Annotated in this window: 21 protein-coding genes; 19 read left to right on the top strand and 2 right to left on the bottom strand. The window is 68.2% G+C overall.

The genetic code is table 11. The features are described from left to right. The first annotated feature begins 27 nt into the window (after nt 1-27). The 13 genes from ACOGXA_RS06980 (at nt 28) to ACOGXA_RS06920 (ending at nt 14,110) form a co-directional block, all read left to right on the top strand. A complete protein-coding gene (locus ACOGXA_RS06980; RefSeq protein ID WP_419926550.1) occupies nt 28-309 on the top strand; it encodes a hypothetical protein in 282 nt (93 codons plus the stop codon). Further along, on the top strand, nt 306-2,318 hold the full coding sequence (locus tag ACOGXA_RS06975) for a peptidoglycan D,D-transpeptidase FtsI family protein (RefSeq protein ID WP_419926549.1): 2,013 nt from the start codon (nt 306-308) through the stop codon (nt 2,316-2,318). The genes ACOGXA_RS06980 and ACOGXA_RS06975 overlap by 4 nt, the downstream gene beginning before the upstream one ends. Next, nucleotides 2,315-3,769 carry a UDP-N-acetylmuramoyl-L-alanyl-D-glutamate--2,6-diaminopimelate ligase gene (locus ACOGXA_RS06970; RefSeq protein ID WP_419926548.1) on the top strand — a complete coding sequence of 485 codons (1,455 nt, stop codon included), beginning with the start codon at nt 2,315-2,317 and terminating at the stop codon, nt 3,767-3,769. Before ACOGXA_RS06975 ends, ACOGXA_RS06970 begins: the two co-directional genes overlap by 4 nt. Further along, nucleotides 3,766-4,797: a phospho-N-acetylmuramoyl-pentapeptide-transferase gene (mraY, locus tag ACOGXA_RS06965; protein ID WP_419926547.1), complete on the top strand. Its 1,032-nt coding sequence runs from the start codon at nt 3,766-3,768 to the stop codon at nt 4,795-4,797. Before ACOGXA_RS06970 ends, mraY begins: the two co-directional genes overlap by 4 nt. Further along, the gene (murD, locus tag ACOGXA_RS06960) at nt 4,794-6,116 is read left to right on the top strand and encodes a UDP-N-acetylmuramoyl-L-alanine--D-glutamate ligase (protein ID WP_419926546.1); all 1,323 of its coding nucleotides are present in this window, start codon (nt 4,794-4,796) and stop codon (nt 6,114-6,116) included. Before mraY ends, murD begins: the two co-directional genes overlap by 4 nt. Beyond that, nucleotides 6,113-7,279, top strand: a complete 1,167-nt coding sequence (gene ftsW / locus ACOGXA_RS06955; RefSeq protein WP_419926545.1) for a putative lipid II flippase FtsW — start codon at nt 6,113-6,115, stop codon at nt 7,277-7,279. Before murD ends, ftsW begins: the two co-directional genes overlap by 4 nt. Further along, nucleotides 7,276-8,481 carry an undecaprenyldiphospho-muramoylpentapeptide beta-N-acetylglucosaminyltransferase gene (gene murG, locus ACOGXA_RS06950; protein WP_419926544.1) on the top strand — a complete coding sequence of 402 codons (1,206 nt, stop codon included), beginning with the start codon at nt 7,276-7,278 and terminating at the stop codon, nt 8,479-8,481. The genes ftsW and murG overlap by 4 nt, the downstream gene beginning before the upstream one ends. A gap of 5 nt (nt 8,482-8,486) precedes the next feature. After that, entirely contained in the window at nt 8,487-9,860 is a 1,374-nt protein-coding gene (gene murC, locus ACOGXA_RS06945) for a UDP-N-acetylmuramate--L-alanine ligase (protein WP_419926543.1), read from the top strand. After that, nucleotides 9,857-10,804, top strand: coding sequence for a UDP-N-acetylmuramate dehydrogenase (gene murB, locus ACOGXA_RS06940; RefSeq protein ID WP_419926542.1), 948 nt, complete (start codon nt 9,857-9,859; stop codon nt 10,802-10,804). The genes murC and murB overlap by 4 nt, the downstream gene beginning before the upstream one ends. Before the next feature lies 1 nt (nt 10,805). After that, entirely contained in the window at nt 10,806-11,597 is a 792-nt protein-coding gene (locus ACOGXA_RS06935; RefSeq protein WP_419926541.1) for a cell division protein FtsQ/DivIB, read from the top strand. A 105-nt stretch (nt 11,598-11,702) separates the two neighbouring features. Then, nucleotides 11,703-12,788 carry a cell division protein FtsZ gene (ftsZ, locus tag ACOGXA_RS06930; protein WP_419926540.1) on the top strand — a complete coding sequence of 362 codons (1,086 nt, stop codon included), beginning with the start codon at nt 11,703-11,705 and terminating at the stop codon, nt 12,786-12,788. A gap of 30 nt (nt 12,789-12,818) precedes the next feature. Then, on the top strand, nt 12,819-13,478 hold the full coding sequence (locus ACOGXA_RS06925) for a YggS family pyridoxal phosphate-dependent enzyme (RefSeq protein WP_419926539.1): 660 nt from the start codon (nt 12,819-12,821) through the stop codon (nt 13,476-13,478). Between the two features lie 113 nt (nt 13,479-13,591). Beyond that, complete coding sequence (locus ACOGXA_RS06920; RefSeq protein ID WP_419926538.1) at nt 13,592-14,110, top strand: cell division protein SepF; 519 nt, start codon at nt 13,592-13,594, stop codon at nt 14,108-14,110. A 54-nt stretch (nt 14,111-14,164) separates the two neighbouring features. Here the strand turns inward: ACOGXA_RS06920 and ileS are convergent, their stop codons facing one another. Further along, nucleotides 14,165-17,350: an isoleucine--tRNA ligase gene (gene ileS / locus ACOGXA_RS06915; RefSeq protein ID WP_419926537.1), complete on the bottom strand. Its 3,186-nt coding sequence runs from the start codon at nt 17,348-17,350 to the stop codon at nt 14,165-14,167. Nucleotides 17,351-17,450: 100 nt separating this feature from the next. Here ileS and ACOGXA_RS06910 point away from each other — a divergent pair, with 100 nt between their 5' ends. The 3 genes from ACOGXA_RS06910 to ACOGXA_RS06900 are packed head-to-tail and all read left to right on the top strand — an operon-like array spanning nt 17,451 to nt 19,387. Next, a complete protein-coding gene (locus ACOGXA_RS06910; RefSeq protein WP_419926536.1) occupies nt 17,451-17,909 on the top strand; it encodes a TraR/DksA family transcriptional regulator in 459 nt (152 codons plus the stop codon). After that, nucleotides 17,899-18,453, top strand: coding sequence for a signal peptidase II (gene lspA, locus ACOGXA_RS06905; protein WP_419926535.1), 555 nt, complete (start codon nt 17,899-17,901; stop codon nt 18,451-18,453). The genes ACOGXA_RS06910 and lspA overlap by 11 nt, the downstream gene beginning before the upstream one ends. Further along, nucleotides 18,434-19,387: an RluA family pseudouridine synthase gene (locus ACOGXA_RS06900; protein ID WP_419926534.1), complete on the top strand. Its 954-nt coding sequence runs from the start codon at nt 18,434-18,436 to the stop codon at nt 19,385-19,387. The genes lspA and ACOGXA_RS06900 overlap by 20 nt, the downstream gene beginning before the upstream one ends. Nucleotides 19,388-19,437: 50 nt before the next feature. On the opposite strand, the gene ACOGXA_RS06895 is transcribed toward ACOGXA_RS06900, so the two are convergent. Continuing rightward, a complete protein-coding gene (locus ACOGXA_RS06895; RefSeq protein ID WP_419926533.1) occupies nt 19,438-19,881 on the bottom strand; it encodes an RrF2 family transcriptional regulator in 444 nt (147 codons plus the stop codon). 120 nt (nt 19,882-20,001) lie between these two features. Between ACOGXA_RS06895 and ACOGXA_RS06890 the strand changes: the two genes are divergently transcribed. From ACOGXA_RS06890 to ACOGXA_RS06880, 3 genes are all read left to right on the top strand, one after another. After that, nucleotides 20,002-21,189 (top strand): alkaline phosphatase family protein, encoded by a 1,188-nt coding sequence (locus tag ACOGXA_RS06890; RefSeq protein WP_419926532.1) that lies wholly within the window; start codon nt 20,002-20,004, stop codon nt 21,187-21,189. Between the two features lie 44 nt (nt 21,190-21,233). Next, nucleotides 21,234-21,737 (top strand): proteasome activator, encoded by a 504-nt coding sequence (locus tag ACOGXA_RS06885; protein WP_419926531.1) that lies wholly within the window; start codon nt 21,234-21,236, stop codon nt 21,735-21,737. A 534-nt stretch (nt 21,738-22,271) separates the two neighbouring features. Beyond that, on the top strand, nt 22,272-24,989 hold the full coding sequence (locus ACOGXA_RS06880) for a choice-of-anchor R domain-containing protein (RefSeq protein WP_419926530.1): 2,718 nt from the start codon (nt 22,272-22,274) through the stop codon (nt 24,987-24,989). The last annotated feature ends 221 nt before the right edge of the window (nt 24,990-25,210 follow it).

Here is a 25,210-nt window from a genome sequence, read left to right as displayed (position 1 = left end):
CCTGCCCCGGGGCCCCGTCGGAGATTGATGTCCCTGGTGGGTTGGGCCACCGCGGCAACGGTGGTGATCGCCCTGTTCGCTCTCGCCCTGTTCCACGCGGTGATCGTCGATCGCCAGGCCACCCTTGATGATCTGAATGGGCAGCTCGAAGATGTCCGGGTTGAGAACGAGAGGCTGCGGCTCTACGTGGCCAGGGCCGAGGCCCCCGACCGCATCAAGTCGGAGGCTCTGTACCGATTGGGGATGGTGGAACCCGACAGCCGGGTCTATCTGCTGCCGGTGGAGCTGGCCGGGGGTGGAGCGGGGTGACCAACTCCGAGAAGGCCGTGGGGACTCGCTCCCAGCGCCGGCGGGGGGCGGCGATCGTGGTGGTGTTCGCCCTGGTGGGGCTGGCCTTCAGCGTTCGACTGGCCGACCTTCAGCTTTTTCGCTCCGACGCCTACGTGGAATACGGCCAGCAGCAGCGGATTCGAACCATCAAGCTGACCGCCGACCGAGGTTCCATCTTTGACCGCAATGGAGTGGAGCTGGCCATATCGGTGCCCCAGATGACCGTATGGACCGACCCAAGCCAAGTGGATGATCCCCCAGCAGCGTCAGCCGCTCTCGCTCCCGTGCTGGAAATGGACGAGGGGCGGCTTCTCCAGCTTCTGAGCGAGCCCGACCAGCATGCCTATCTGGCCCGCACAGTGCCAGATGACGTGGCCGCCCGGGTGGCCGCCCTCGAGCTGGGCGGCGTGTTCCTGGTGGAGGAGTCGGCCCGGTTCAATCCAGCCGGCGCCCGTTTGGGCCAAGGCGTGGTGGGGGTTGTGGACGTAGACCACAAGGGCATCAGCGGCCTCGAGTACCAGTACGACGACTTGCTGGGCGGCGTGCCCGGCGAGATGGTGTTGGAGAGCAGCCACGATGGGCGCACGATCCCCACCGGCGCCCAGAGGATCAAGCCCGAGGAGCCGGGCGCCGACCTGTATTTGACCATTGACCGCTCGCTTCAGTTCGAGGCTGAGCGGGCGCTGAAGCGCCAAATCGACCAAGTCGATGCAGCTAGCGGCACCGTCATCATCATGGATCCCACTACAGGCGAGATTCTGGCCATGGCCTCGGTGGGGCGCGATGGTGAGGGCAACCCGGTCTCGCTCGGCGAGAACCGGGCGGTGACCTGGTCGTATGAGCCCGGGTCGGTGATGAAGAGCGTGGTGTTCTCCGGTGTGATCGAGGCAGGGCTGGGCGCGCCGCACCATGTGCGCGAAGTCAATCACTGGCTTCAGCTCTACGACCAGGAGTTCACCGACCACACCGAGTACGGCACCGTGCTTTACAGCATGGAGGAGATACTGGGCCGTTCGTCCAACACCGGCACCGTGGAATGGGCTCTGGTGCTCGGCTCCACCCGCTTGGCCGCCTACCTGTCCAAGTTCGGGCTGGGATCGGCTACGGGACTGGGATTCAAGGGTGAGTCATCCGGGTTGGTGCCCGAGCTGTTGACCTGGAGCGGCACCGACGTGGGCAGCTTCGCGCTGGGCCAGGGCATTCTGGCCACCCCGATGCAGGTGTTGATGACATACAACACCCTGGCCAATGGCGGGGTGCGGGTACCGCCCACTTTGGTCCGCTCAGCGGTCGGGGCCGATGGCCAGGACATCCCATTGGGGCGGGGCGAGCCGGTGAGAGTGGTGTCGGCGAGCACCGCCGCGCAGATGACCCAGATGCTGGTCACGGCGGTGCGGGAGGGGACAGGGCGAAATGCCCAGGTTGAGGGCTACACCATTGCCGGCAAGACCGGCACTGGACAGAAGGTGCTGTCTAGCGGTGGCTACGAGGACAGCGAGGGCTTCAGCCGCTACACGGCCACGTTCGCCGGCTTCTATCCGGCAGAAGATCCCCAGCTCTCGATGGTCGTGGTGATCGACGAGCCCGTCGCCAATTTCTACGCCAGCCAAGCCGCCGCTCCGCTGTTTTCCGAACTGGCCAAGTATTCGCTGCAACGTCTCCGTATCGCGCCGCCCGCCGACATCGTGATCGTCACGCCCAAACTGGGGCCCGCCCCCACGCCCCAGCCGCCCCCCGCCCCCACGCCCGAGCCGCCCCCGCCGGCCACGCCCGAGCCGGTCCCCGCGCCTGAGCCCGCGCCTGAGCCGCCCCCGCTGGCCACGCCCGAAGCCTCTGCTGAGGCTGCGCCCGCGCCCACGACCGCCCCGACAGCGGCGGCCACATCTGAGCTGATACCGGAAAACTCCGAACAACCGGCAGCATCCCCAGAGTCGGGGGCGCCCGACCCCGCGCCCAGTGAGCCGTCCCCACCAGAGGATGGGCCATGACAGCCCCGGCCGTGGCGCTGCACCAACTGGCGGAGGCCGCCCCCGGCCTGGCCGGCCGCCGCGGCGAGGCCGCGATCACCGGGCTGGCCCATGACTCGCGGGTGGTGGAACCCGGCGACTTGTTCTTCTGCGTGCCGGGGGCCGACCACGACGGCCACCACTTCGCAGCCGACGCAATTGTCCGGGGAGCGGCGGGCCTGGTGGTGGAGCGCCCGCTGGGGCTGGGGTGCCCCGAAGTGGAGACCGCTTCAGTGCGTCGGGCCATGGGCCCCATGAGCGCGGCCTTCTACGGCCATCCGTCGCGCTCCATGATCGTGACCGGGGTGACCGGCACCAACGGCAAGACAACGGTTGTCGGCCTGTTGGGCTCGGTGCTGGCCGTCGCCGGCTTGCGGACCGAGGTCCTCGGCACGCTGACGGGTGCGAGGACCACCCCGGAATCCCTCGACTTGCAGCGCCAACTGGCCGGTTGGCGAACAGCCGGCGTGGATGCGGTGGTTATGGAGGTGTCCAGTCATGCTCTGCACCAGCACCGGGTGGACGGCGTCGGCTTCGATGCCGCGGTGTTCACCAATCTCACCTCTGAGCACCTCGACTATCACGGAACCGTTGGCGAATACTTCGCGGCCAAGGCCCGGTTGTTCGCCCCCGACCTAGCCGACCGAGCGGTGGTCAACCGAGGCGACGAGCACGGTGCCCGGCTGGCGTCCACGGCCCGCATCCCCACCGTGGTCTACGACCCCGGCAGCCTGCCGGTTCGACTCAAGTCCCGAGGTCTGACCATGCGATGGCGAGGCCAGGATGTCAATTTGCCTCTGATCGGCCGGTTCAACGCGGCCAACGCCTTGGCCGCGGCTGAAGCCGCACTCCTGCTCGGCGCCGGCGTGGGCGAGGTGGTGGCCGGGCTGGAATCGGCTGCCCCGGTGCCGGGCCGCTTCGAAGTGGTCGAGTCGGATCGCCCGTTCACGGCGGTGGTGGACTATGCCCACACCCCCGACGGCCTGGCCCAGGCGCTGGCTGCCGGCAGGGAGCTGGTGGCCGGGTCCGGGAGTCTGAGAGTGGTGTTCGGCTGCGGAGGCGACCGCGACCCCGCCAAGCGGCCTCTTATGGGCCGGGCCGCGGCCGCGCTGGCCGATGAGGTGGTGGTGACCTCCGACAACCCCCGCTCTGAGGACCCAGAGGCCATCATCGCCGATGTGCTGGCCGGGGTTTCCGAGCATTTCGGCTACCCGTTGGCCGAACTGCTGGGCGGCGGGCCCACGAGCCCCGGAAGGGTCTCGACGGAGCCCGACCGCCGAGCGGCCATTGCCCGATGTCTGGCCGGCGCTGCTGCGGGTGATGTGGTGATCGTGGCCGGGAAGGGGCACGAATCCACCCAGGTCGTGGGCGACCGGGATCTCCCCTTCGACGACCGCGCGGTGATTCGAGAGGCCTTGGGTGCTGGCCGATGATCCGCCTGCTCCTAGCGGTCGCCATCGCCGGCGCGGTCTCGGTGGTCGGCACCCGTCTGCTGATCACCTTTCTGCGCAGGCACTCCATCGGCCAGCCCATCCGCCAAGACGGTCCCCAGGGCCATGTCAGCAAGGCGGGCACGCCCACTATGGGCGGGGTGGCCATCGTGGTCGGCGGGCTGGCCGGGTACGCCTTCAGCCATATCCACAGCGGCATCTTCACCCGCACCGGCTTGATCGTGATGGGCGCCGTCGTGGGATCGGCCATCGTCGGTTTCGTCGACGACTGGCTCAAGGTGACCCGGGCGCGCAACCTGGGTCTGGGCAAGTGGACCAAGATATTGGGCCTCTTGAGCGTGGCGGTGGGATTCGCGGTGTTGATGATCCACCTCACCGACGTGCGCACCGAGCTCTCCTTCACTCGGTACAACTCACTGAACATCGACTTGGGGCCGTGGGGCTGGGGACTCTGGGCGGTGCTGCTGATCCTGGCGACCAGCAACGGGGTGAACCTGACCGACGGCCTCGACAGCCTGGCCGCGGGGGCCTCGATATTCTCCTTTGCCGCGTTCGTGCTCATCGGCTTCTGGGCCTTCCGCAACCAGGACATATACGGCATCGCCCACGCCTTGGATTTGGCCGTTCTCGCCGCGGCCCAGTTGGGCGCCAGTGCGGGATTCATGTGGTGGAACGCCGCTCCGGCCCGCATATTCATGGGTGACACCGGATCGCTGGCCTTGGGTACCGGTATCGCCGCGCTGGCTTTGGCCACCAACACCCACCTGCTGTTGCCCATCATCGGCGGCCTGTTCGTGATGGAGACCTTGTCGGTGATCATCCAGGTGTTCAGCTTCCGCGTGTTCGGCACCCGGGTGTTCCGCATGGCCCCCATTCACCACCACTTCGAACTCGGCGGCTGGCCGGAGACCACGGTGATCATCCGACTCTGGATCATGACAGGGTTCGCCACTGCGGTGGCGCTCGGACTCTTCTATGCCGACTTCGTTTCCATCGGGGGGGCGGATTGAGCCAGGCGACGGTGCTCTTGGTTGGCTTCGGCATAACCAACCGGGCGGTGGGCGCCCAGTTGAAAGCGCGCGGCTGCCGGGTGATTGCCACCGACGACGCCGCCGATGGCCAACTCCGCAGCCAAGCCGCCGCGCTGGGCGTCGATCTGCGGGAGCGACCCGCTCCCGATGACTGGCCCGATCTGGTGGCCGGTGCCCGAGCGGTAGTTCCCACCCCGGGGCTGCCCGAGTCCCATCTTGCGCTCGGCGCTGCGGCCGCCGCGGGCACACCGGTGGTCTCCGAGTTCGACTTGGCCCAGAGATGGGATTCCCGTCCGACCCTGGCGGTGACCGGCACCAACGGCAAGACCACGGTGACCCTTCTGGCTGCGGCCATGCTGGAGGCTTCCGGCATCGCGGTGAGGGTGGCGGGAAACACGGAGACCCCGCTGGTGGAGGCCATCGCCGATCCCCAGTGCGATGCGTTCGTGGTGGAGGCGTCCTCCTTCCGGCTAGGCCACAGCCGGTGCTTTCGGCCTTCGGTAGGGGCATGGCTGAACTTCGCCCCCGACCACCTCGACGTCCACGCGTCGCTGAGCAGCTATCGGGGGGCCAAGGCCGCGTTGTGGCGCCGGGCCGGCGAGCACACCACCGCGGTGGTGAACGGCGATGACCCGGTGGTCGTCTCCCACACCCCCGGCAGGGGCCGGGTGCTGACGTATGGGCTCAGCGAGGGCGACTATCACGTCAACGGCGGGGCGCTGTGGGCGGAGTCGGAGAAGTTGGCCGACATCGCCGAGTTGCGCCGGTCGCAGCCCCACGAGCTGTCCAATCAACTGGCCGCGGCGGCGGTGGCCATGGCCGGGGGCGCCCACCTGGAGGGAGTGAGGACGGCCATGGCGACATGGGCCGGGCTGCCCCATCGGATGGCGTTGGTGGCCGAGCACGGCGGCGTTCGCTACTACGACGACTCCAAGGCCACCACCCCCCATGCGGTATGCGCCGCAGTTAGGTCGGCCGCGCCGGCGGTTCTCATCGCCGGAGGCCGCAACAAGGGCCTCGACTTGAGCCCGCTGGCCGAGGTCGCCGACGGGGTGCGCTCGGTGGTGGCCATCGGCGAAGCCGCGTCCGAGGTGGAGAGGGCTTTTGCCGGTCGGTGTCCGGCGGTGCCGGCCTCGTCGATGGACGAGGCGGTGGGATTGGCGACCGAGCGGGCCCGGATCGGCGACGCGGTGCTGCTGTCGCCGGGCTGCGCCTCGTTCGACTGGTATGGCTCCTACGCGGAGCGGGGCGACCACTTCGCCCGTGTGGTTCGAGCGATGATCGGAGGATCGCCATGACAGCCATTGCTCCCCGCATCCCCAAAAGAGGCTGGGCGGCAGCGCTCCTTTCAGCGCCGGTGGGCCAGGCCACCGCGCCGTTCTACCTGCTGTTCGGATCGGTCATAAGCCTCACGGCCATCGGCCTCGTCATGGTGTTGTCGGTATCGTCGGTTACCGGTCTGTATGTCGGCCAGTCCACCTGGTTCACCTTCCAGCGCCAGCTTGTCTGGAGCGTTGGCGGGTTGGTCGCCTTGGTTCTGGTGATGCGGGTGGACTATCGGTACTGGCGGAAGTACGCCAGGGCCATGGTGGTGCTCACCATGGGATTGCTGGTGGCCGTTTTGGTGCCCGGGATCGGCACGACGGCCAAAGGGGCCACTCGATGGATCTACTTCGGCCCGATCAGCTTCCAGCCCTCCGAGCTGGCCAAGCTGGCCATGGCCTTGTTCGCCGCCGCGTGGCTGGCCGACAAGGCGGGCCGGGAAAGCGATGCCCGCATCACCATCCGCCCTGTGCTGGTGGTGTGCAGCCTGATGGCCGGGTTCATCTTGCTCCAGCCGAATCTGGGCACCGCGGTGATCGTCGGGTTGATCGCCTTCGCCGCGTTGTTCATGGCCGGCGTGCCCCTTCTCCCGCTGGCCGGGTGGTCGCTGCTCAGCGCCGGGGCGGCCGCGCTGGCTGCTTGGGGGTCGGGCTACCGACGCGACCGGGTGCTGTCGATGCTCGACCCCTGGGCCGATCCCCTGGACTCCGGCTGGCAGACCATCCAGTCTCGGGTGGGCATCGCGTCTGGCGGCGCCACCGGTGTGGGGCTGGGGGAGAGCCGGATCAAGTGGGGATTCCTGCCCGAGGCCCACACCGACTTCATCTTCGCCGTCCTGGCTGAGGAGATGGGCTGGCTGGGCGCCGTGTTCGTTATCGCCTTGTTCGCCGGCTTTGTGATCTGCGGGATCGGGGTGGCCCTCCGCAGCCCCGACCGATTCGGGCAGGTATTGGCCGCGGGCATAACCATGTGGGTGGGTGCCCAGGCGTTCGTGAACATAGCCGCGGTGGTGGGGGTGCTGCCGGTCACCGGGGTTCCCCTGCCGTTCTTGTCGGTGGGCGGTTCTGCACTGTTGATGAACATGGCGGCCGCCGGCGTGCTGTTGAACATCGCCCGGCAAATCCGAGTCGAACCGTGAACCTCCCATACCAGCCGGGCGGGTCGACACCAGATGAGGCGCCGGTCGGGGCGTCCGGGTGCCGCCGGGCCTGGGCGGCAATTGCCGGGGGGGGAACCGCAGGCCACGTCCATCCCGGTTTGGCCGTGGCCCGGGCCTTGGTGCGCCGCGGTCATTTGCCCGAGAGCATCCACTTTGTGGGATCCATCCGGGGGGTGGAGCGCGATCTGGTGCCGGGGGCCGGATTCGAGCTGACCCTGCTGCCCGGACGGGGCCTGGAGCGGCGGTTGTCATGGCAGAACCTGTCGTCGGCCTGGGGGCTGGCCCAAGCCGTGGTTCAGGCCGGCCGCCTGCTGCGACGGCTCCGGCCGGCGGTAGTGCTGGGCCTGGGCGGCTACGCCAGCGTGCCCTGCGCGCTGGCCGCTCGGCAGCTCAAGATCCCATTCGTGGTCGCGGAGCAGAATGCCGCTCCAGGCATGGCCAACCGCCTGGCCGGGCGCTGGGCCCGGGCGTCAGCGGTGTCGTTTCCGGGGACCGAGTTGCCCCGCCCGGTGCTCACCGGCAATCCGGTGCGCGATGAGGTGCAGAATGTGGATCGAGACCGAGATCGGGCCGGTGCCCGGTCCACCCTCGGGGTGGGGGGCGAGCGCCGACTGGTGGTGGTGACCGGAGGGTCGCTGGGGGCCGCCCGTATCAACCGGGCGGCGTTCGACGCCGCTCGCCGCCTGGCCGATCGCCGCGACCTGGCCATCCACCACGTTGTGGGTCGCAGAGACTGGCAGGATCTGGCCCATTTGCGCCCCGACCTGTCCGACGCCTCGCTCGACTACCGAGCGGTTGAGTTCGAGGAGGACATGGCAGGGGTGTACGCCGCGGCCGACCTGGTCGTGGGCAGAGCCGGTGCGACCAGCGTGGCCGAGTTGGCCGTCGTCGGACTGCCCTCGGTGCTGATTCCGCTGCCGGGGGCGCCTGGAGACCACCAGACGGCCAACGCCGCTGGGCTTGTAGCCGCTGGAGGGGCGGTGATGGTGTCCGACGCCGAGCTCGATGGCGCCCGTCTGGTTTCCGAGGTCGACGGTTTGCTGGCGACCCCTCAGCTCCTCGCTTCCATGGGCATGGCTGCTGCCGGATTGGGGCGCCGCGATGCCGACAATCGGGTAGCTGATCTGCTGGAGGAGTGTGCTCGCCAACCCGTACCGCGTCGTCGGAGGAAGCAACAATAGGGCATATGGTAAATCTGAGCTCAGCGGCCCGGGTTCACCTCTTGGGCGTGGGCGGAGCAGGCATGTCGGCCATCGCCGTCGTGTTGAGCGCCCTTGGCTGCCAGGTGAGCGGCAGCGACATAGCCGACTCCCCGGTGCTCGACCGCCTGCGCGCTCAGGGGGTGGATGTCTTCGTCGGCCATAACGCCTCCCAGGTGTCGGGGGCGGACCTGGTTGCCCGCTCCAGCGCGATCGGCGACGACAATCCCGAGGTTGTCGCCGCTTGTCGGGCCGGCATTCCGGTACACCGCCGGGCTGAGATCCTGTCGGCCATAACCGCAATGCGCTCCACGGTGGCTGTTGCCGGCACCCACGGCAAGACCACCACTGCGGCCATGCTGTCCCATGTGCTGGTGGCGGCCGGCGCCGATCCCGGTTTCGTGGTCGGCGGGGTTATGGCCGATGGCAGCATCGGGGCCCGATGGTCTGGGAGTCCGTGGTTCGTGGTGGAGGCCGACGAGAGCGACGGGACATTCGGAGAGCTGATCGTGAGTCGGGCAGTGGTGACCAGCGTTGAGCCCGACCACCTGCGCCCCGACCGCCCTCAGGCCGATCTGGAGGCCGAGTTCGCCCGGTTCTGCGCCGGCGCTGCCGATGGGCTGGTGGTGTGCGCCGACGACGTCGGCGCGGTGAGGGTCTCTGAGGGATGCGACCGGGTCCTCTATGGCACCGGACCTGATGTCGAATACCGCTGGAATGGCCTGCGCCGCGACCGGCACACGGTGGTCGGCGAGGTCTTCTGCCGCGATGAACCGCTGGGCTCGGTGATCGTGCCCATGCCCGGAGACCACAACGCCCTCAATGCGCTGGGGGCGCTGGCCATGGCCCGCGAGCTGGGGGTGGACTGGCCCGACGCCGTCGGGGCCTTGGCCGGGTTCGGAGGGGTGGCCCGGCGGTTCGAGCGTCGAGGCGAGGCCGCTGGGATCGACTTCATCGACGACTATGCCCACTTGCCCACCGAAGTGGCCTGTGCGCTGAAGACCGCATCCGAGGGCGGCTGGGATCGGGTGGTTTGCGTGTTCCAGCCCCACCGCTACACCCGTACCTCGCAGCTGTGGACGGCCTTCGCCCACTGCTTCGAAGCCGCCGACAAGGTGATCATCACCGACGTCTACGCCGCCGGGGAGCCGGCCCTCCCCGGGGTTTCCGGGGAGCTCATCTGGCAGGCGGTGGCCGACGCCCATCCGGGGCGGGATGTCGCCTACGTGGCCCGCCTCGATGACGCCGCCGATCACCTGGCCGACATGCTGCGCCCCGGAGACCTGTGCTTGACCCTGGGGGCCGGTGATCTGACGAGAGTGCCAGACCAGGTGATCTCGACGCTTGCCGGGCGGCGATGAGTGCCGCGGACTGGGACCGGCTGGCTGGAGACCTGGCCCGGGTATTGGGAGCAGAAGCGGTGTGCCGAGAGCGCCCGATCGGCCCCCACACCACATACCGGGTGGGAGGTGCGGCTCGGGTTGGGGTGACCTTGGCTGTTGACGCCGACAAGGCCGCGCTGGCCGAGGCGCTGGCCGCCCACCGCGCCGACGTGCTGGTGGTGGGCAAGGGCTCCAATCTGCTGGTGGCCGACGCCGGGTTCGACGGCGTGGCCGTGTGGCTGGGCGCCGGACACGACTGGGTGGAGATCGATGGCACCGAGCTCAGGGCCGGGGCTGCGACAGGGCTTCCGGTGATGGCCCGCCGGAGTGCGGCGGCCGGGTTGACCGGCTTTGAGTGGGCTGTCGGGGTGCCGGGCTCGCTGGGAGGCGGGGTTCGCATGAACGCCGGTGGCCACGGCGCCGATATGGCCGCATCCCTGACACGGGCCGAAGTGGCCGATCTGGGGGGCGGCGGTGTGGAGCAGTGGGATGTGGCGCGGCTGAATCTAGGATACCGGAGTTCCGCGTTGGCGGACCACCATTTGGTGGTGTGGGCCGAAGTGGGGTTGGCCGCAGGCGACGAGGCGGCTTCCCAAGCCCTGATCGCCGACATAGTGGCGTGGAGACGCGGGAGTCAGCCCGGAGGTCAGAATACGGGCTCAGTGTTCGCCAATCCCCGCGGCGACCACGCGGGGCGGATCATCGACGCCGCAGGCCTGAAGGGGTGCCGGGTGGGCACCGCCCGCGTTTCCGACAAGCACGCCAACTTCTTCATCGCCGATCGGGATGGCTCGGCCGACGATGTCTTCGCACTCATGTGCGATGTCTTCGCGCGAGTCGAGGCCCGATCGGGCGTTTCCCTGCGGCCGGAGACTCGTCTCGTCGGTTTCGGCCCAGGGCCGTGGAGCGGTCGGGCAGGCTGAGATGCCCTCAGTGCAGACCCCTGACGGCGGGCTGGCCGATCACCGCCCTCCGGTTGATCCCCGGATCGAGGCCCGGCGCAATGACGTTCTGAACCGTCGCCGGCTTCGGGCATGGATCACCGCGGGGATTGCCGTCGTTTTGGCGGCCGCCGCCTTCGGGGTGTTCCAGAGCCCTCTTTTGGATGTGGACGAGATCGAGGTCATCGGCGCGTCGCGCACTGGCGCCGACCAGATCCTGGAGGCCGCGGGGGTGGAGGTGGGAACCCCGCTATTGGGGCTGGACCTGTCGGGTCCCCGGAAAACCATCGCCGCTTTGCCCTGGGTGGATCAAGTCCGGGCCAGTCGGACATGGGGGGGGAAGGTAACCCTTGAGGTCACCGAGAGAGAAGCGGTGGCCCAGATCCCAGTCGATGGGGGATGGGCGCTGGCCGATTCCCTGGGAAGGGTGCTCCAGCAAAGCCCGACTCCTTGGGAACTGCCGGTGGTGTTGGTCAACCCGGTTCCCCAGCCAGGGGGTTGGCTGCGGGATGCGGCATTGCCCCTCTTGGAGGCCAGCGAGGCCCTGATCCCTCTCAAAGGGGATGGCATCGGCTCGATCACACTGGTGGGCGGCCAGGTGGTGGTGGAGCTTCCCGGAGACGGTGAGGCCTATTGGGGAGCGCGAGACGACCCTCGCGGCAAGGCGACCGCGCTGGCCACCGTGCTGGAAAGGGTCGACTTGAACTGCTTGGAAAGGGTGAATCTGAGCGTCCCGGAGCTCCCCGTCTTGACCCGGCAGGACAACTGCCCTTAAGCTGGATGTACCTCAACTAGAGGAATAGGTTCTGAAGCCTCAATCTCTCATTCATATAAACCATTTGTTGAGAGTTAAGGTTTGAGCTTTGGAGTGAGGAATCCCATGATTGAACCCCAGAACTATTTGGCAGTCATTAAGGTCATCGGCGTGGGCGGCGGCGGGGTCAACGCGGTTGACCGCATGATCGAGTCCGGCTTGCGCGGCGTCGAGTTCGTGGCCGTCAACACCGATGCCCAGGCTCTGCTCATGAGCTCAGCCGAGGTGAAACTCGATATCGGCCGAGAGCTGACTCGAGGTTTGGGCGCGGGCAGCGATCCCGATGTCGGCGCCCAGGCCGCCACTGACCACCGCAAGGACATCGAGGAGGCGCTCAGCGGCGCCGACATGGTGTTCATCACCGCGGGAGAAGGCGGCGGCACCGGCACCGGGGCGGCGCCGGTCATCGCGGAGATATCCAAGGGCCTCGGCGCGCTCACCATCGCGGTGGTGACCCGTCCGTTCGGCTTTGAGGGCCGCCGACGCTCGGTGCAGGCCGAGGGCGGGATCCAGGCCCTCAAGGACAAGGTCGATACCCAGATCGTCATCCCCAACGACCGGCTGCTCACCATCTCCGACGACCACACCTCGGTTGTGGACGCGTTCCGCAAGGCTGACGAGGTGCTGTTGCAGGGGGTGCAGGGGATCACCGACCTGATTACCACGCCGGGGCTCATCAACACCGACTTCGCCGATGTGCGAATGGTGATGCAGGACGCCGGATCTGCGCTCATGGGCGTCGGCATCTCCTCCGGCGAGGGTCGGGCGGCCAGCGCGGCCCGCAAGGCCATCGCCAGCCCGCTGCTGGAGGCCTCCATCGAAGGTGCCCGCGGGATCCTGCTGAGCATCTCGGGCGGTCAGGATCTGGGCATCTTCGAGGTCAATGAGGCCGCGGAGATTGTTCAGGGGGTGGCCCATCCCGACGCCAACATCATCTTCGGCACGGTGGTGGACGATGCGATGGGCGACCACATCAGGGTGACGGTGATCGCCGCCGGGTTCGACCGGTGGGAAGGCGAGCGGGCCACTCGGATGTCGGTTGCCGACTCTTCGGGCCCGTCAGATGTGGCCGATGTGTTCGGTGGCGCCGACGACGACCTCTTGGCCTCCGATGTCGAAGACGAGTTCGACATCCCCTCGTTCCTCCGGTAGCCCGATGGCCTGCTTCGGCCGGCCGGTGCGGTGACCAGCGCGCCAGAAGTCGCCCACCGACTGGGCGCGCTGCGGGAGCGGCTGACGCGCGTCGGGGGCGACCGGGTGCGGGTAGTGGCGGTGACCAAGGGCTTCGGCCCCGAGGCAGTGTTTGCTGCGATGGGCGCCGGCCTGATGGAGGTGGGGGAGAACTACGCCCAAGATCTGCTGGCAAAAGCAGACAGCGTCGGCGAAGGGCGCGACGACGGGCGCCGACCCCGCTGGCACTTCATCGGCCGGCTCCAGCGCAACAAGATACGCAAAGTCGCGAGCTTGATAGACCTCTGGCAGAGCGTGGACCGCACGGAGACCGCTATTGAGATTGCCCGGTGGGCGCCGGGCGCCCGCGTGCTCGTCCAGGTGGACACCGCCGGCGTAGGGGGCCGCGGGGGATGCCCTGCCCAGGACACTGCTCAGCTCGTCGCCGGCTGCCGACAGGCCGGCCTCGAGGTTGCCGGGCTGATGGCGGTGGGAGAGCCCGGCCCGCCCGAGCGCGCCCGGCCCGGTTTCCGCCTGCTGGCGGCCCAAGCCGCTGATCTCGGCCTTCCCGAGCTCTCCATGGGCATGAGCGCTGATATGGAGGTGGCGGTGGAGGAGGGTTCCACCATGGTCAGAGTGGGCACCGCGCTGTTCGGGCCTCGCCCCCGTTGAGGCCCTCCGCCCCCTGTGGAACGGGGATCAGAGCCCCATGACCCCGATCTGCGGGCTGATTCGGGTACCATCGGCAGGATTAGGTGAGCGACTGCCGAGAGGGGGATGCGCATATGTCATCCATGTGGCAGAAAACAAAGTTCTGGCTCGGATTCGGGACTGAGGAGGAGTTCCCCTCTGGGAGCTACATGGACCAGGAGCCCGACATGCGCCTCGTGGCGCCGACATCCGAAGACCGCTATTCGCCGGTAGGCGATACCGGCTCGGTCCGACCGATACCATCGAGCGACCCGTCTGGGGGCGAGACGAAGTCCGAGCAGCCCCATACCAGCTTCGTGCGCCCCATTCCCTCGGTGTCTTCCAAGCCGTCGGTGGTGACTCCCGCCTCTTTCGACGACGCCAAAGATGTGGGGGACTGCTTCCGAGGCGGACAGGCGGTCATCGTGAACTTGCAGCACGGCAGCCGAGAGGTGGCCCGGCGGCTCATCGATTTCGCCAGCGGCCTCTGCTATGGGCTGGATGGCCGCATGGAGCGGGTTGCCGACCACGTCTACCTGCTGACCCCCTCCAACGTTGAGGTGTCGGCCGAGGAACGGCGCCGCATGGAGCAGACCGACTACCAGAACTCCTGACCGAAGCCGGCCGCTTATGGGCCTTGGCCGGCTCGATCGGCTGATGGCCGGCGACTAGTCGGTCTTTGCCAATTCGATGCGGAGCGGGCCAGCGGCGATGGCCGGCGTGCCGGCGAGAACCGGCGCCACGCCGGAGACGACCAGTTCAGGCCCGGCGGATGCCAAGACCTGATCGCAGACGTAGGCCTCATGGGCTCTGATCGCGTCGATGATCTCCCTGTCGGCGGTGAGGGTCACGGTGATCCGATCGGTGACGTCGAGGTCTTGGTTCTTGCGCTCGGCTTGGATCGCCCGGACCACGTCTCGGGCAATCCCCTCGGCGGCGAGTTCGGGGCTGACCGCGGTGTCCACGGCTACCAGGGCATCGTTGGTGCGCAGTGCGGCGGCGCTGGTGCCCTCGGCCGGGTTGAGGGCCAGTTCGAACTCGGCGCCTGACAGTGTGTGGCCGGCTGCGGTGACGGTGCCATCGGGGTTGTGGGCCCACCGGCCCGATCGGGCGGCGGCGAACACCTCCTGCACGCTCTGGCCCAGGCGGGGCCCCAGCACCTGGCCGTTGGGACGGAGCACGAACTGGCCGTAGGCCGTCAGGTCGTCGCTGAGAACGACCTCCCTCACGTTCACCTCATCGGCGATCAGGTGGGCGAACGGCGCCAGAGCGCTTACCTCTCTACCGGCCACGGTGAGCGACATCAGGGGCTGGCGGACCCGAATCCCCTCGTCCTCTCGCACCCGCAGCCCCGTGGAGCACACATCGCGGGCCCGGTCCATGGCCGCGGCCAGCTCGGGGTCGGCTGGCAGCTCGGCGGGATCGGGCCAATCGCACAGATGAACGCTCGAGTCCCCGGTGAGGCCCCGATGGATCTCCTCGGACACCAGGGGCAGGAACGGGGCCAAGAGCCGGGTCAGGGTGGTGAGCACGGTGTACAGCGTGTCGTAGGCATCCTGTTTGCCGTCGGCCGACGATGGGCGGGCCGGCGCCCAGAACCGGTCTCGGCTGCGACGGATGTACCAGTTGTTGAGGGAGTCGATGAACCCCTCCAGCTCAGAGGCGGCGCCGGGCAGGTCATAGGCGTCCATGCGCTGGGTGACCGCCTCGGCCAACTGGCGGGTCTTGGCCAGGATGTAGCGGTCCAACAGCTCCTCGGAGCTGGCTCGGGGCTTGGCGCGGATGCCGTCGGCGTTGGCGTACAGCGCGAAGAAGTAATAGGCGTTCCAGATGGGGATGATCACCTGGCGCAGCACGTCGTCGAGCCCCGAGTCGTCGAGGCGGAGGTCGCCGCCCCGGACGATGGGCGAGCCCATCAGGTACCAGCGCAGGGCGTCGGAGCCCTTGGTGGCGAAGACCTCCTCGGGCTCGGTGTAGTTTCTGAGCTTCTTGGACAGCTTCCTGCCCTCTGCGTCGAGCAGGATGCCGTGGCAGATCACGTTGTTGAACGCCGGCCGGTCGAACAGGGCAGAGGCCAGCACGTGGAGGGTGTAGAACCAGCCCCTGGTCTGATTGATGTACTCCACTATGAAGTCGGCCGGGAAGTGGTGCTCGAACCACTCCTTGTTCTCGAACGGATAGTGGACCTGGGCGAAGGGCATCGACCCCGACTCGAACCAGCAGTCGAGCACCTCGGGGACCCGCCGCATGGCCGAGGCGCCGGTGGGGTCGTCGGGGTTGGGGCGGGTGAGCTCGTCGATGAACGGCCGGTGCAGGTCGACGGGCCGAACGCCGAAGTCCCGCTCGATCTCGTCTAGGCCGCCGTACACGTCGATCCGGGGGTACTCGGGGTTGTCGCTGCGCCACACCGGGATGGGCGATCCCCAGAATCGGTTCCGGCTGATCGACCAGTCCCGCGCCCCCTCCAGCCAGGTGCCGAACCTGCCGTCTCGCACGTGGCCCGGCACCCAGTTGATCTGCTGGTTCAGCGCCAGCATCTTGTCGCGGATCTCGGTGACCCGCACGAACCACGAACTGAGTGCCCGGTAGATGATCGGCTCGTCGGTGCGCCAGCAGTGCGGGTAGTTGTGCTCTTGGGTGGCGTGGCGCAGAATCCGCCCCTGCTCCTTGAGCCGGGCGATGATGCCCCGGTTGGCCTCGAACACGTTCATGCCCGACCAGTCGGCCACCTCGGCGGTGAAGCGGCCCTGGTCGTCCACCGGAACCACCACGGGCACCCCGTTGGCCTCGGCCGCCTGCTGGTCGTCCTCGCCGAAGCCGGGGGCGGCATGGACCACGCCGGTGCCCTCGGCGGTGTCCACGAACTCGGCCCCCACCACCCGGAAGGCGCCGTTGGAGGCCAGGGGCGCGAAGTAGTCGAACAGGGGCTGGTAGCGCCGGCCGATCAGCTCGGTCCCGGCTACCGCGCCCACCACCCGGCTTTGTCCCAGCTCGGCCCCATAGGCCTCCAGGGTGGCCGCGGCCAGCACCACATGGCCGCCGTCGTGCTCCACGATGGCGTATTCCACTTCGGGTCCCACGATCAGCATGAGGTTGGATGGGAGGGTCCACGGGGTGGTGGTCCAGGCCAGCATGCGCATCGGCCCCGGGTCGCCGGGCTCGGGCAGCAGGTCGAAAGCCACGGTGATGGCCGGGTCCTGCCGGGGCCGGGTGGCGTCGTCCAGCCGTATCTCGAAGTTGGACAGCGGGGTTTCGGCGGCCCAGGAGTAGGGCATCACCCGGTAGGCCTCATAGACGAGGCCCTTGTCCCACAGCGTCTTGAACGCCCACATGACCGATTCCATGTAGGGCAGGTCCATGGTCTTGTAGTCGTTGTCGAAGTCCACCCAGCGGGCCTGTCGGGCCACGGTGGTCTCCCACTCCTGGGTGTAGCGCTGCACCGATTGGCGGCAGTAGTCGTTGAAGCGGTCGACGCCGTAGGCGGTTATGGCGGCCCGCCCCGACACCGCCAGCTCCTTCTCGGCCTCCATCTCGGCGGGCAGGCCGTGGCAGTCCCATCCGAAACGGCGCTCCACCCGGCGGCCCCGCATGGTGCGGTAGCGGGGGATCACGTCTTTGACGTAGCCGGTGAGCAGATGGCCGTGGTGGGGGAGTCCGTTGGCGAACGGGGGGCCGTCGTAGAACACGTACTCGTTTTCGCCGTCGGCGCCGGCGGGCCGCCCCTGCACCGAATGGGCGAAGGTCTGGTCCTGGACCCACGATTCCAGCACCCGGCGCTCGATCTCGGGGAAGGAGGGCTTGGGATCGACTTCGGGGTAGGGGGTGGTCGGGTCGGTCAAAGGGCCTCCAGGCATGGCGGGAAACCACAAAATAACCGGTCAAAAAGCAGGTTCGGACATTGTTTAGCCCCCCTGGGCCATTGGGAAGCGAATGGCGGCTACACTCCCGCCTGCGATGGCTGCCAAGAAGACCGCACCAAAACAGCCGGCAGAGAAAAAAGCCGGCGACCGCGGGCCCGCGGCGAAGAAGCCCGCGGCCAAGAAGCCGCTCTTCGATGCCAAGTACCTGGACAAGCAGCGCCGGTTGCTGCTGGAAGAGCGCAGCCGCTATGTCACCTCGGCCACCCGGCTCAAGGCTGAGGCCGACTCCCTGGTGGAGGAGCGGGAGCCCGGCGACGTCCAGTTCGACGAGGAGTCGGGCGAGGGCGACACCCTGGCGGTGGAGCGGGAGCGCGACCTGGCGCTAAGCGCCCACGCCCGGGCCGCGGTCGATCAGATCGACGCCGCCCTGGCCCGGATCGAAAACGGCAGCTACGGCATTTGCCTGGTGTCGGGCAAGCCGATCCCCCGCCAGCGGCTCAACGCCATTCCGTGGGCGGCTGAGCGGGTTGAGCACAAAGCCGGTGGATTCTAGGGCTGATTCCCCGGCCGGGGCAGAGCCCCGGTCTAGCCGGCGCCACAACCAGGTATTGCTGGTGGTGGCTGCGTTGGTGGTGGCCGTAGACCAGTTGACCAAGTGGTGGGCGCTGGAGGCCCTGGACGACCGGGACATCGACTTGGTGTGGACTTTGCGGCTGCACTTGGTTCACAACACCGGGGCCGCCTTCGGCCTGGGCCAGGATCTCGAGACCGCCATCGCGGTGGTCGCCCTGCTGTTTGTGTCCGTGGTGGCCTGGGCCAGCTGGGGAGGCCGCCGCCTGACGCTGCCGCCGGCGCTGTTGGGCATGGTGCTGGGCGGGGCGGTGGGCAACCTGGCCGACCGGGCGGCCAGGGCCGGCGACGGGTTCTTGGGCGGGGCGGTGGTGGACTTCGTCGACCTCCAGTGGTGGCCGGTGTTCAACGCGGCCGACGCCGCCATCGTGGTGGCCGGGATCACCCTGGTTCTGATCGCTCCCCGCCATCGCCGGCCTGAGCCGGTGTCTGCACAGGTCCCGCCCGATGAGTCCCTTGAGCCTTGAGGGAGTTGTGCCCCAGGCGCTGGCCGGCGAGCGCCTTGACCGGGTGGTGGCGCTGGTGTGGGAATGCAGCCGAGCCGAGGCCGCCCGCCTGATCGATGGCCAAAAGGTGGCGATAAACGGTGCTCCAGCCGACGGGCGGTCGCAGCGGATGGTGATCGGCGATCAGATAATGCTGCTGGAGGCCCCGTCGGCGGGCCGGCTGGCACCGGGGCCTGACCCTTCAGTAGAGATCGAGGTGCTGCACGCCGACGAACAGGTGATCGTGGTACACAAGCCGGCCAATCTGGTGGTCCACCCCGGATCGGGCCATGGGTCGGCCACGTTGGTGAACGGCCTGCTGGCCCGGTTCCCCGAGATTGCCGAGGTGGGCGCGCCGGAGCGGCCCGGTATTGTCCACCGGCTCGACAAGGGCACCTCGGGGCTGCTCATGGTGGCCCGCACACCGGATGGCCATGAGGCGCTTACCGCGGCGTTGGGCCGGCGGGAGGTTCATCGGGGCTATACCGCCCTGGTAGCGGGAATGCCGCCCGACGACCGGGGGGTGATCGACGCCCCGGTGGGCCGCTCTGCCCGCCACCCCGTCAAGATGGCGGTGGCCGCCGACGGCCGCCCGGCTCGAACCCGCTATCGGGTTGCGGCCCGAATGCCGGCCGGCGCCGAGTCATCCGACGATGTGGTTGCCTATGACACCGCCTGTTTGGAACTGGAGCTGGAAACCGGACGCACCCATCAGATCAGGGTGCATCTGGCCGCCATCGGCCACCCGGTACTGGGCGACGACCTCTACGGCGGCCCGACCGTCGTCGGCATCGGCCGCCCTGCGCTGCACGCCCGCACCCTGGCCTTCGACCATCCCGGTACCGGCGAACGGCTCCATTTTGAGGCCGAGCTTCCCGCGGACCTCTCCCGGCTCTACCGGCTTCTCCAACAGTAACTGGGAGATCAGTCGATACCGGGGCCACAGGAGCAGGCGCTGAGGGGGCGTCAGTCGGTTCCGGGCCAGGGGAGCAGGCCGCTGGCGGCCATGGCGATGTCGGCCAGGGTGTAGTCGCTGAGCAGGTCGTGCATGATGTCGCCGGCGTGGGTCCAAATGGCCAGCAGCACGCACTGGCCCTCGTGGTCGCAGGCCCCGTCTTGGTGGGGTTCTCCGAAATCGCCGAGCACGATTGGCCCGTCCACTGCGCTGACGATCTCGCTCAGCTTGATCTCGTCGGCCGGGCGGGCCAAGGCGTAGCCCCCGCCCGCCCCCCGTTTGGAGCGGACCAGCCCTGCCCCTTTCAGGGCTTGGAGGATCTGCTCCAGGTAGGGCTGGGGGAGGCCGGTGCGCTCGGCGATGTCGCGCACCGAGGTGGGGCCGGCCTCTTCGGCGTGCAGGGCCAGCGACAGCAGCGCCCGGCTGGCGTAGTCCCCCCGCGTCGATACTCTCACCGCCCCTCACCCTAGTGGTGGCTGTTTGCCGGTGATGTGCTGGTGCCATTGGCTGGCACTGTGTTCGGGGCATTGCAATGCGGGTGGTGGGCGGTGGTGGGCGGTTAGGTTGAAGGCTCGATGGGTAGTGACCGCGGCAGCGACAGGCTGGATACCGGCGATCCGGGGAGAGGTTTCCCGGTGCTGCCCGACTACCGGGGGGCTTGTCTGAGCAACGTGGTGCCCGCCCTGCTCGGCCCGCCGGACGCCTCGGGCTGGCTGCCCGCGCCGGCCCGCGACGCCAAGGCAGTGGTGCTGTTGCTGGTGGACGGCATGGGGTGGGAGCAGCTTCAGGTGCGGGCTGGGCTGGCCCCGGTGCTGTCGGCCATGGAAGGCGGCCCCATCACCACGGTGGCGCCCACCACCACCACCACGGCGCTGACCTCGCTGACCACTGGCGCGACCCCCGGCGAGCACGGCCTGATCGGCTACCAGATACACATCCAGGGACAGGTGTTGAACGCCTTGCGATGGACGGCGGGGCCGAAGAAGGCCGATGCCCGCAAGACGATCGTGCCCGAGCAGGTGCAGACCCGGCCCCCTTTCTTCGGGCGGCGGGTGCCGGTGGTGGGCCGCAGCGAGTTCCGCGGGACCGGCTTCACCCGGGCCCATCTCGACGGGGTCGACCACCGGGGCTACAAGCTGACCAGCTCTATCGCGGTGGAGGCGCAGATGCTGGTGGACGGCGGCGCACCGCTGGTGTACGCCTACTACGACGGGCCCGACCGGGTGGCCCACGAGTACGGATTCGGCCCCCACCTGGACGCCGAGTACGCCGATGTGGACCATCTGGTGGCCCAGCTCCTGGCCGCGCTGCCCCCGGAGGCGGCGCTGGTGGTGGTGTCCGACCACGGTCTGGTCATGGTGGGCGACGCCACCGTGGAACTCGACCGCGAGGTGCTGGCCCTGTCGGCGGTGGTCTCGGGGGAGGCCCGGTTCCGCTGGCTGCACGCCCGGCCCGGCCGGGCTGCCGAGCTGTTGGCGGCGGCCGCCGACCGCTACGGCCGCTACGGCCTGGTGGCCGGGCGGCAGCAGGTTCTGGACGAGGAGTGGCTCGGTCCCCGGGTGAGCCCGGAGGCTCGGTCGCGGATGGGCGATGTGGTCTTGGCGCCGCGCGACCCGGTGGCGTTCACCGAGCCCAAGCCCCCGGCGAAAAATCCTTCGGGCAAAGAGTCGAAGGCGGCGTTCCAGTTGATCGCCCGCCACGGCTCGCTGACCTCGGCTGAGATGCTGGTCCCCTGTCTGGCCGCCTACGGAACCCGGGGCTGAACAGCGTTGCCCGGATCTGGGTGGCAGCGGGTAGATTGCCAGCCATGTCCGACACCCGCCAGCCGATGCCTGCTGAGCCCGCCGAGGTTGTCCACGATGGGGCGCTTCCCGATAGCGGGAAGACTGAGCCCGAGACGGCCAGGGAGGCCATAGAGCAGCCGGCCAAGGTGATGAGGGTCGGCACGATGATGAAGCAGCTCTTGGAAGAGGTTCGCCAGGCTTCGCTGGACGAGTCCAGCCGCGACCGGCTGCGGGAGATATACGCCACTTCGATCGAGGAGCTGGGCTCGGCGCTGTCCCCTGATCTGAGCGAGGAGCTCGACCGCCTGATCCTGCCGTTTCCCCAAGACCACCCCCCCAGCCAACCCGAGCTCCAGGTGGCCAAAGCCCAGTTGGTGGGGTGGCTGGAGGGCCTGATCCAGGGCATCCAGGCCGCCCTGTTCGCCCAGCAGGTCTCCGCGCAGCAGCAGCTTGCCAACATCCGGGCCGAACTGCCCCCCGGCGCCCCTGTCCCCGGCCCCGACCGCGCCCCGGGCACCTATCTCTAGTGGTGTGTCGAGTGTTTGGTTGCGGTGTTGGTTGGTGTCGTGTCGTGAGCATGTGTGCTGCGTTGCGGACTGTGGCCGGACGCATCCCTGTCGGCCGAGCCATATCGCGTCCGGACCCATTCGACTGGGTTCGTGCCAGGAGTCGACCCCCTGCGCCTGAACCAGCTTGTGGATGAACACGAGAACGAAAGCGACTTTGCACGATTCGGCTGTCGACCCGGGCTTCGGCCCGGGTCATTCGCGTGGCGCACGGCAGCGCCCAAGGCGGCCGGCAGGGCGCTGGGGCTATGGCGTCGTTGACCGGGTGTGTGTGGGTCCGTATGCTGGCTGCATGTATTGCTGCGCGTGTTCCGGCGTCGGGATGTGTTCAGCGCTTGGATGCTGCAAAGATATCGCAGGCCGTTGAAGGCTGAGCGGGAGGGTCATGTTGTGAGCGTGTTGGCTGGTTCGTCTGTTGTTGGTGTTGTTGATGGGTCTCTCCGTTCGGGGGGGGGGGGGGGGGGGGGGGTCGTGCCTGTGAGGGGCCGATGCCGCGTGGTGCGCGTGTTGGCGGTGTTGGCGGTGTTGGCTGCGGTGCTGGCTGTGTCGCCGTCGTCGCCTGCTGGGGCGCAGTCGCCGACTGAGTCGGTGTTGGTGAGCAATCTGGGCCAGAGCGAGGGGAACGACTACGAGTTGCCTTTGTTGGATGCTGCGCAGGCGTTCTCGACGGGCGGCAACGCGTTGGGTTACACGTTGAGCAGTGTCCATGTGCAGTTTGCTCAGTTGACTGATGCTGCTGCGGTTTCGAAGTTGTCGGTGTCGGTGCATGCTGAGGCGGACGGCCGCCCCGGCGGTGTTGTCGGGACGTTGGCGTGGCCGGCTTTCTCGCCGTTCAGCAGTGTTCAGAGGCTGCGTTTCGCGGCGCCGGGGAGCGGCATCAGCCTCGCGGCGGACACCGAGTATTTCATTGTGCTCGACAACCATGGCAGTCTTTCGGGCAACAACCGTGTCGACAGCGCGGCTTCAAACAACGAGGACTCGGGCGGGACGCCCGGCTTCAGCATCGCTGACAGCAGCTTTGTGCGTAGCTCCAGTGTCAGCAGCGGCTCGTGGTCCGCCCCCCGCACGGAGACCATGAAGATCGGGGTGAACGGGTCGGTGAATGAGGCGTCGGATCTGTTGGTGTCGGCGCCTTCGGTGGTGTTTGTGGGTGAGGGTGAGACGGTGTCTGTGCGTTTGGATTTGGCTAAGGAGGTGACTTCGCGGGTGTCGGTGACGGCTGCGTCGTCTGATCCGTCGCGTTTTTTGGTGAATCATCCTGCGGTTTTGTTCATGGGCCGCAAGTATGTGAATGGCCATAACGCGCGTAACGGTGTTGTGGGCGAGAAGGTGCAGGATGGTTATGTTGCGGGCCCTGGTCGTCTGCATGAAAAGACTACCGGTACTGGGGTTATCAGAGAGTGGGTGTTTACCGAGAGGCGTGCGCGGTCTGGGTCGGTGAGTTTCGATTTCACTGCTGCGGATTGGGCGGGTTACACGTCTATTGACGAGCCTGCGCTGCACAAGGGTTATCGGGTGGTGGAGGTGACTGGTGTGGCTTCTGGCGCGGATGGTTTGCCGGCGAATGGGCCTGACGCGAAGTTCCAGTTGTTGTTGTCGTCGTCGGACGCGTCGGTGGCGTTCGCGCCGGTCACGGTGGTGGTTAAGCGCTCCCGGGGGTTGGATCCGGTGTTCGACCCTGATCCGCGTTTCAGTTTCCACTGTCGCGAGCGGGAGTGTCTGCGCGTCGGGGAGGGCCGCACCGTTCAGTACACGGTGCGCAACTCCAACATTCCCGCGCCGGGGTCGCCGTTGACGATCACCCCCACCGGCGAGGGGCTGTCGTTCGACCCTGCGGTGGTGTCGTGGACGCACCGCGATCACGATGAGGTGCGCACGGTGACGGTGACCGCCGCTCACGACGACGATGTGAGGTCCGAGACCCGCATCATTCGTCATGTGTTCAGCGAGAACTGGGACACGTCGGGTTCGCTGTCGAAGATCCTGCGGCGAAGCGAGTCCAAGGCTCAGGCGGAGTCGGACTTCAACATGGCGGTGGCGGTAGTCGACGACGATCTGAGGGGCTTCGATGCTGTGGGCGCCGATGGGGCGGTGATCGGTCAGGTCAGCGTGTTGAGCCGTGCGGGCGAGAGCCGTTCGGGGCTGGGACGGTTCTGGCTCAGGGTCGACGGGCCGCCCGACTGCGAGGGCCGCTCTGCGGGGTTGTGCTGGGATGTGCTGCGCATCCGGCTGCGCACCGGCCGCCCCGACGGGTCGTGGGACAACGCGCCGGTGGCCGCGACGGTGCATCGCGCCGATCAGGCGGGCGCCAGCCCGTCGTCGTACACGAAGGTCGCGGGGCCCAGGCACTGGTTCGCCATGCATGTCAAGCCGGGCCACTGGGACAGGCTGTTGCGGGTCGATTTGACGCTGGATCCGGCGTTGTACGGTTCCACCGGCGCCTATGACATCTCGATGAGCCTGGAGCGGGCGAACGGCGAGCCGTCAGCGCACCGCCAGGTCACGGTCAGCTACGGGCCGAACCTGGAGACCTCTCCCAGCGTCGACGACAACAGCGACCCGGTGTCCGACGGCCAGCAGGCACCCCCCCACGACCAGGACGGGGCCGATCAGCAGCAGGCCGTCCCCGACGCGGACAGCGGCGACGGCGCGGGCATCTCGCCGGCGCTGGTCGCGGAGGTCGAAGCGCACATCGCGTCGTTCAGGGCGCGCCGCCACCAAGCAGGGGTGCGCGACTGGACAGCGGTGCTCGACCGGCTCGAGGGCCGCAGCGGCGGCATGAGCGACGACGACATAGCGGCGTGGCTCGCCCGGGCACGCCGTCACGGCTGGGCCGACGGCATCGGCACACTCCCCAAAGTGCAGGCAGCCCTCACCGTCCAGGCAGCCGCCCAAACCCAACAACAACAACAACAACAGCAGCAGCAGGATCCGCCGCCGGTCGTAGTGCCCGAGGTGACCGTCGCGTACGTGATGGACCCGGCGCTGATCGCTGAGGTCGAAGCGCACATCGCGTCGTTCAGGGCGCGCCGCCACCATGCAGGGGTGCGCGACTGGACAGCGGTGCTCGACCGGCTCGAGGGCCGCAGCGGCGGCATGAGCGACGACGACATAGCGGCGTGGCTCGCCCGGGCGCGCCGTCACGGGTGGGCCGACGGCATCGGCACGCTGCCCAAAGTGCAGGCAGCGCTCACCGCCCAGGCAGCCGGATAAGCCCAACGACCACAGCAGCCTGCCGGCGACACGCTGCCTAACACCGCAACCAAACACTCGACACGCCGCTAGCTCATGGCCAAGTAGCCGTGTACCAGGGAGAACACGCGCCCTCAGCCGGTGATAAGCACGAGTCGCCGGGTGTTGGTATGGTCGGGGCAGGCCAAACCACAAGCCTGTAAGTTATCCACATACAGGCCACACATCTTCCACAGGAACGC

The sequence above is a fragment of the Candidatus Poriferisocius sp. genome, from assembly GCF_965208475.1.
GTDB lineage: Bacteria > Actinomycetota > Acidimicrobiia > Acidimicrobiales > Bin134 > Poriferisocius.
Note: the sequence above shows the minus strand (reverse complement) of the source record. Positions and strands in the feature narration are given on the sequence as shown.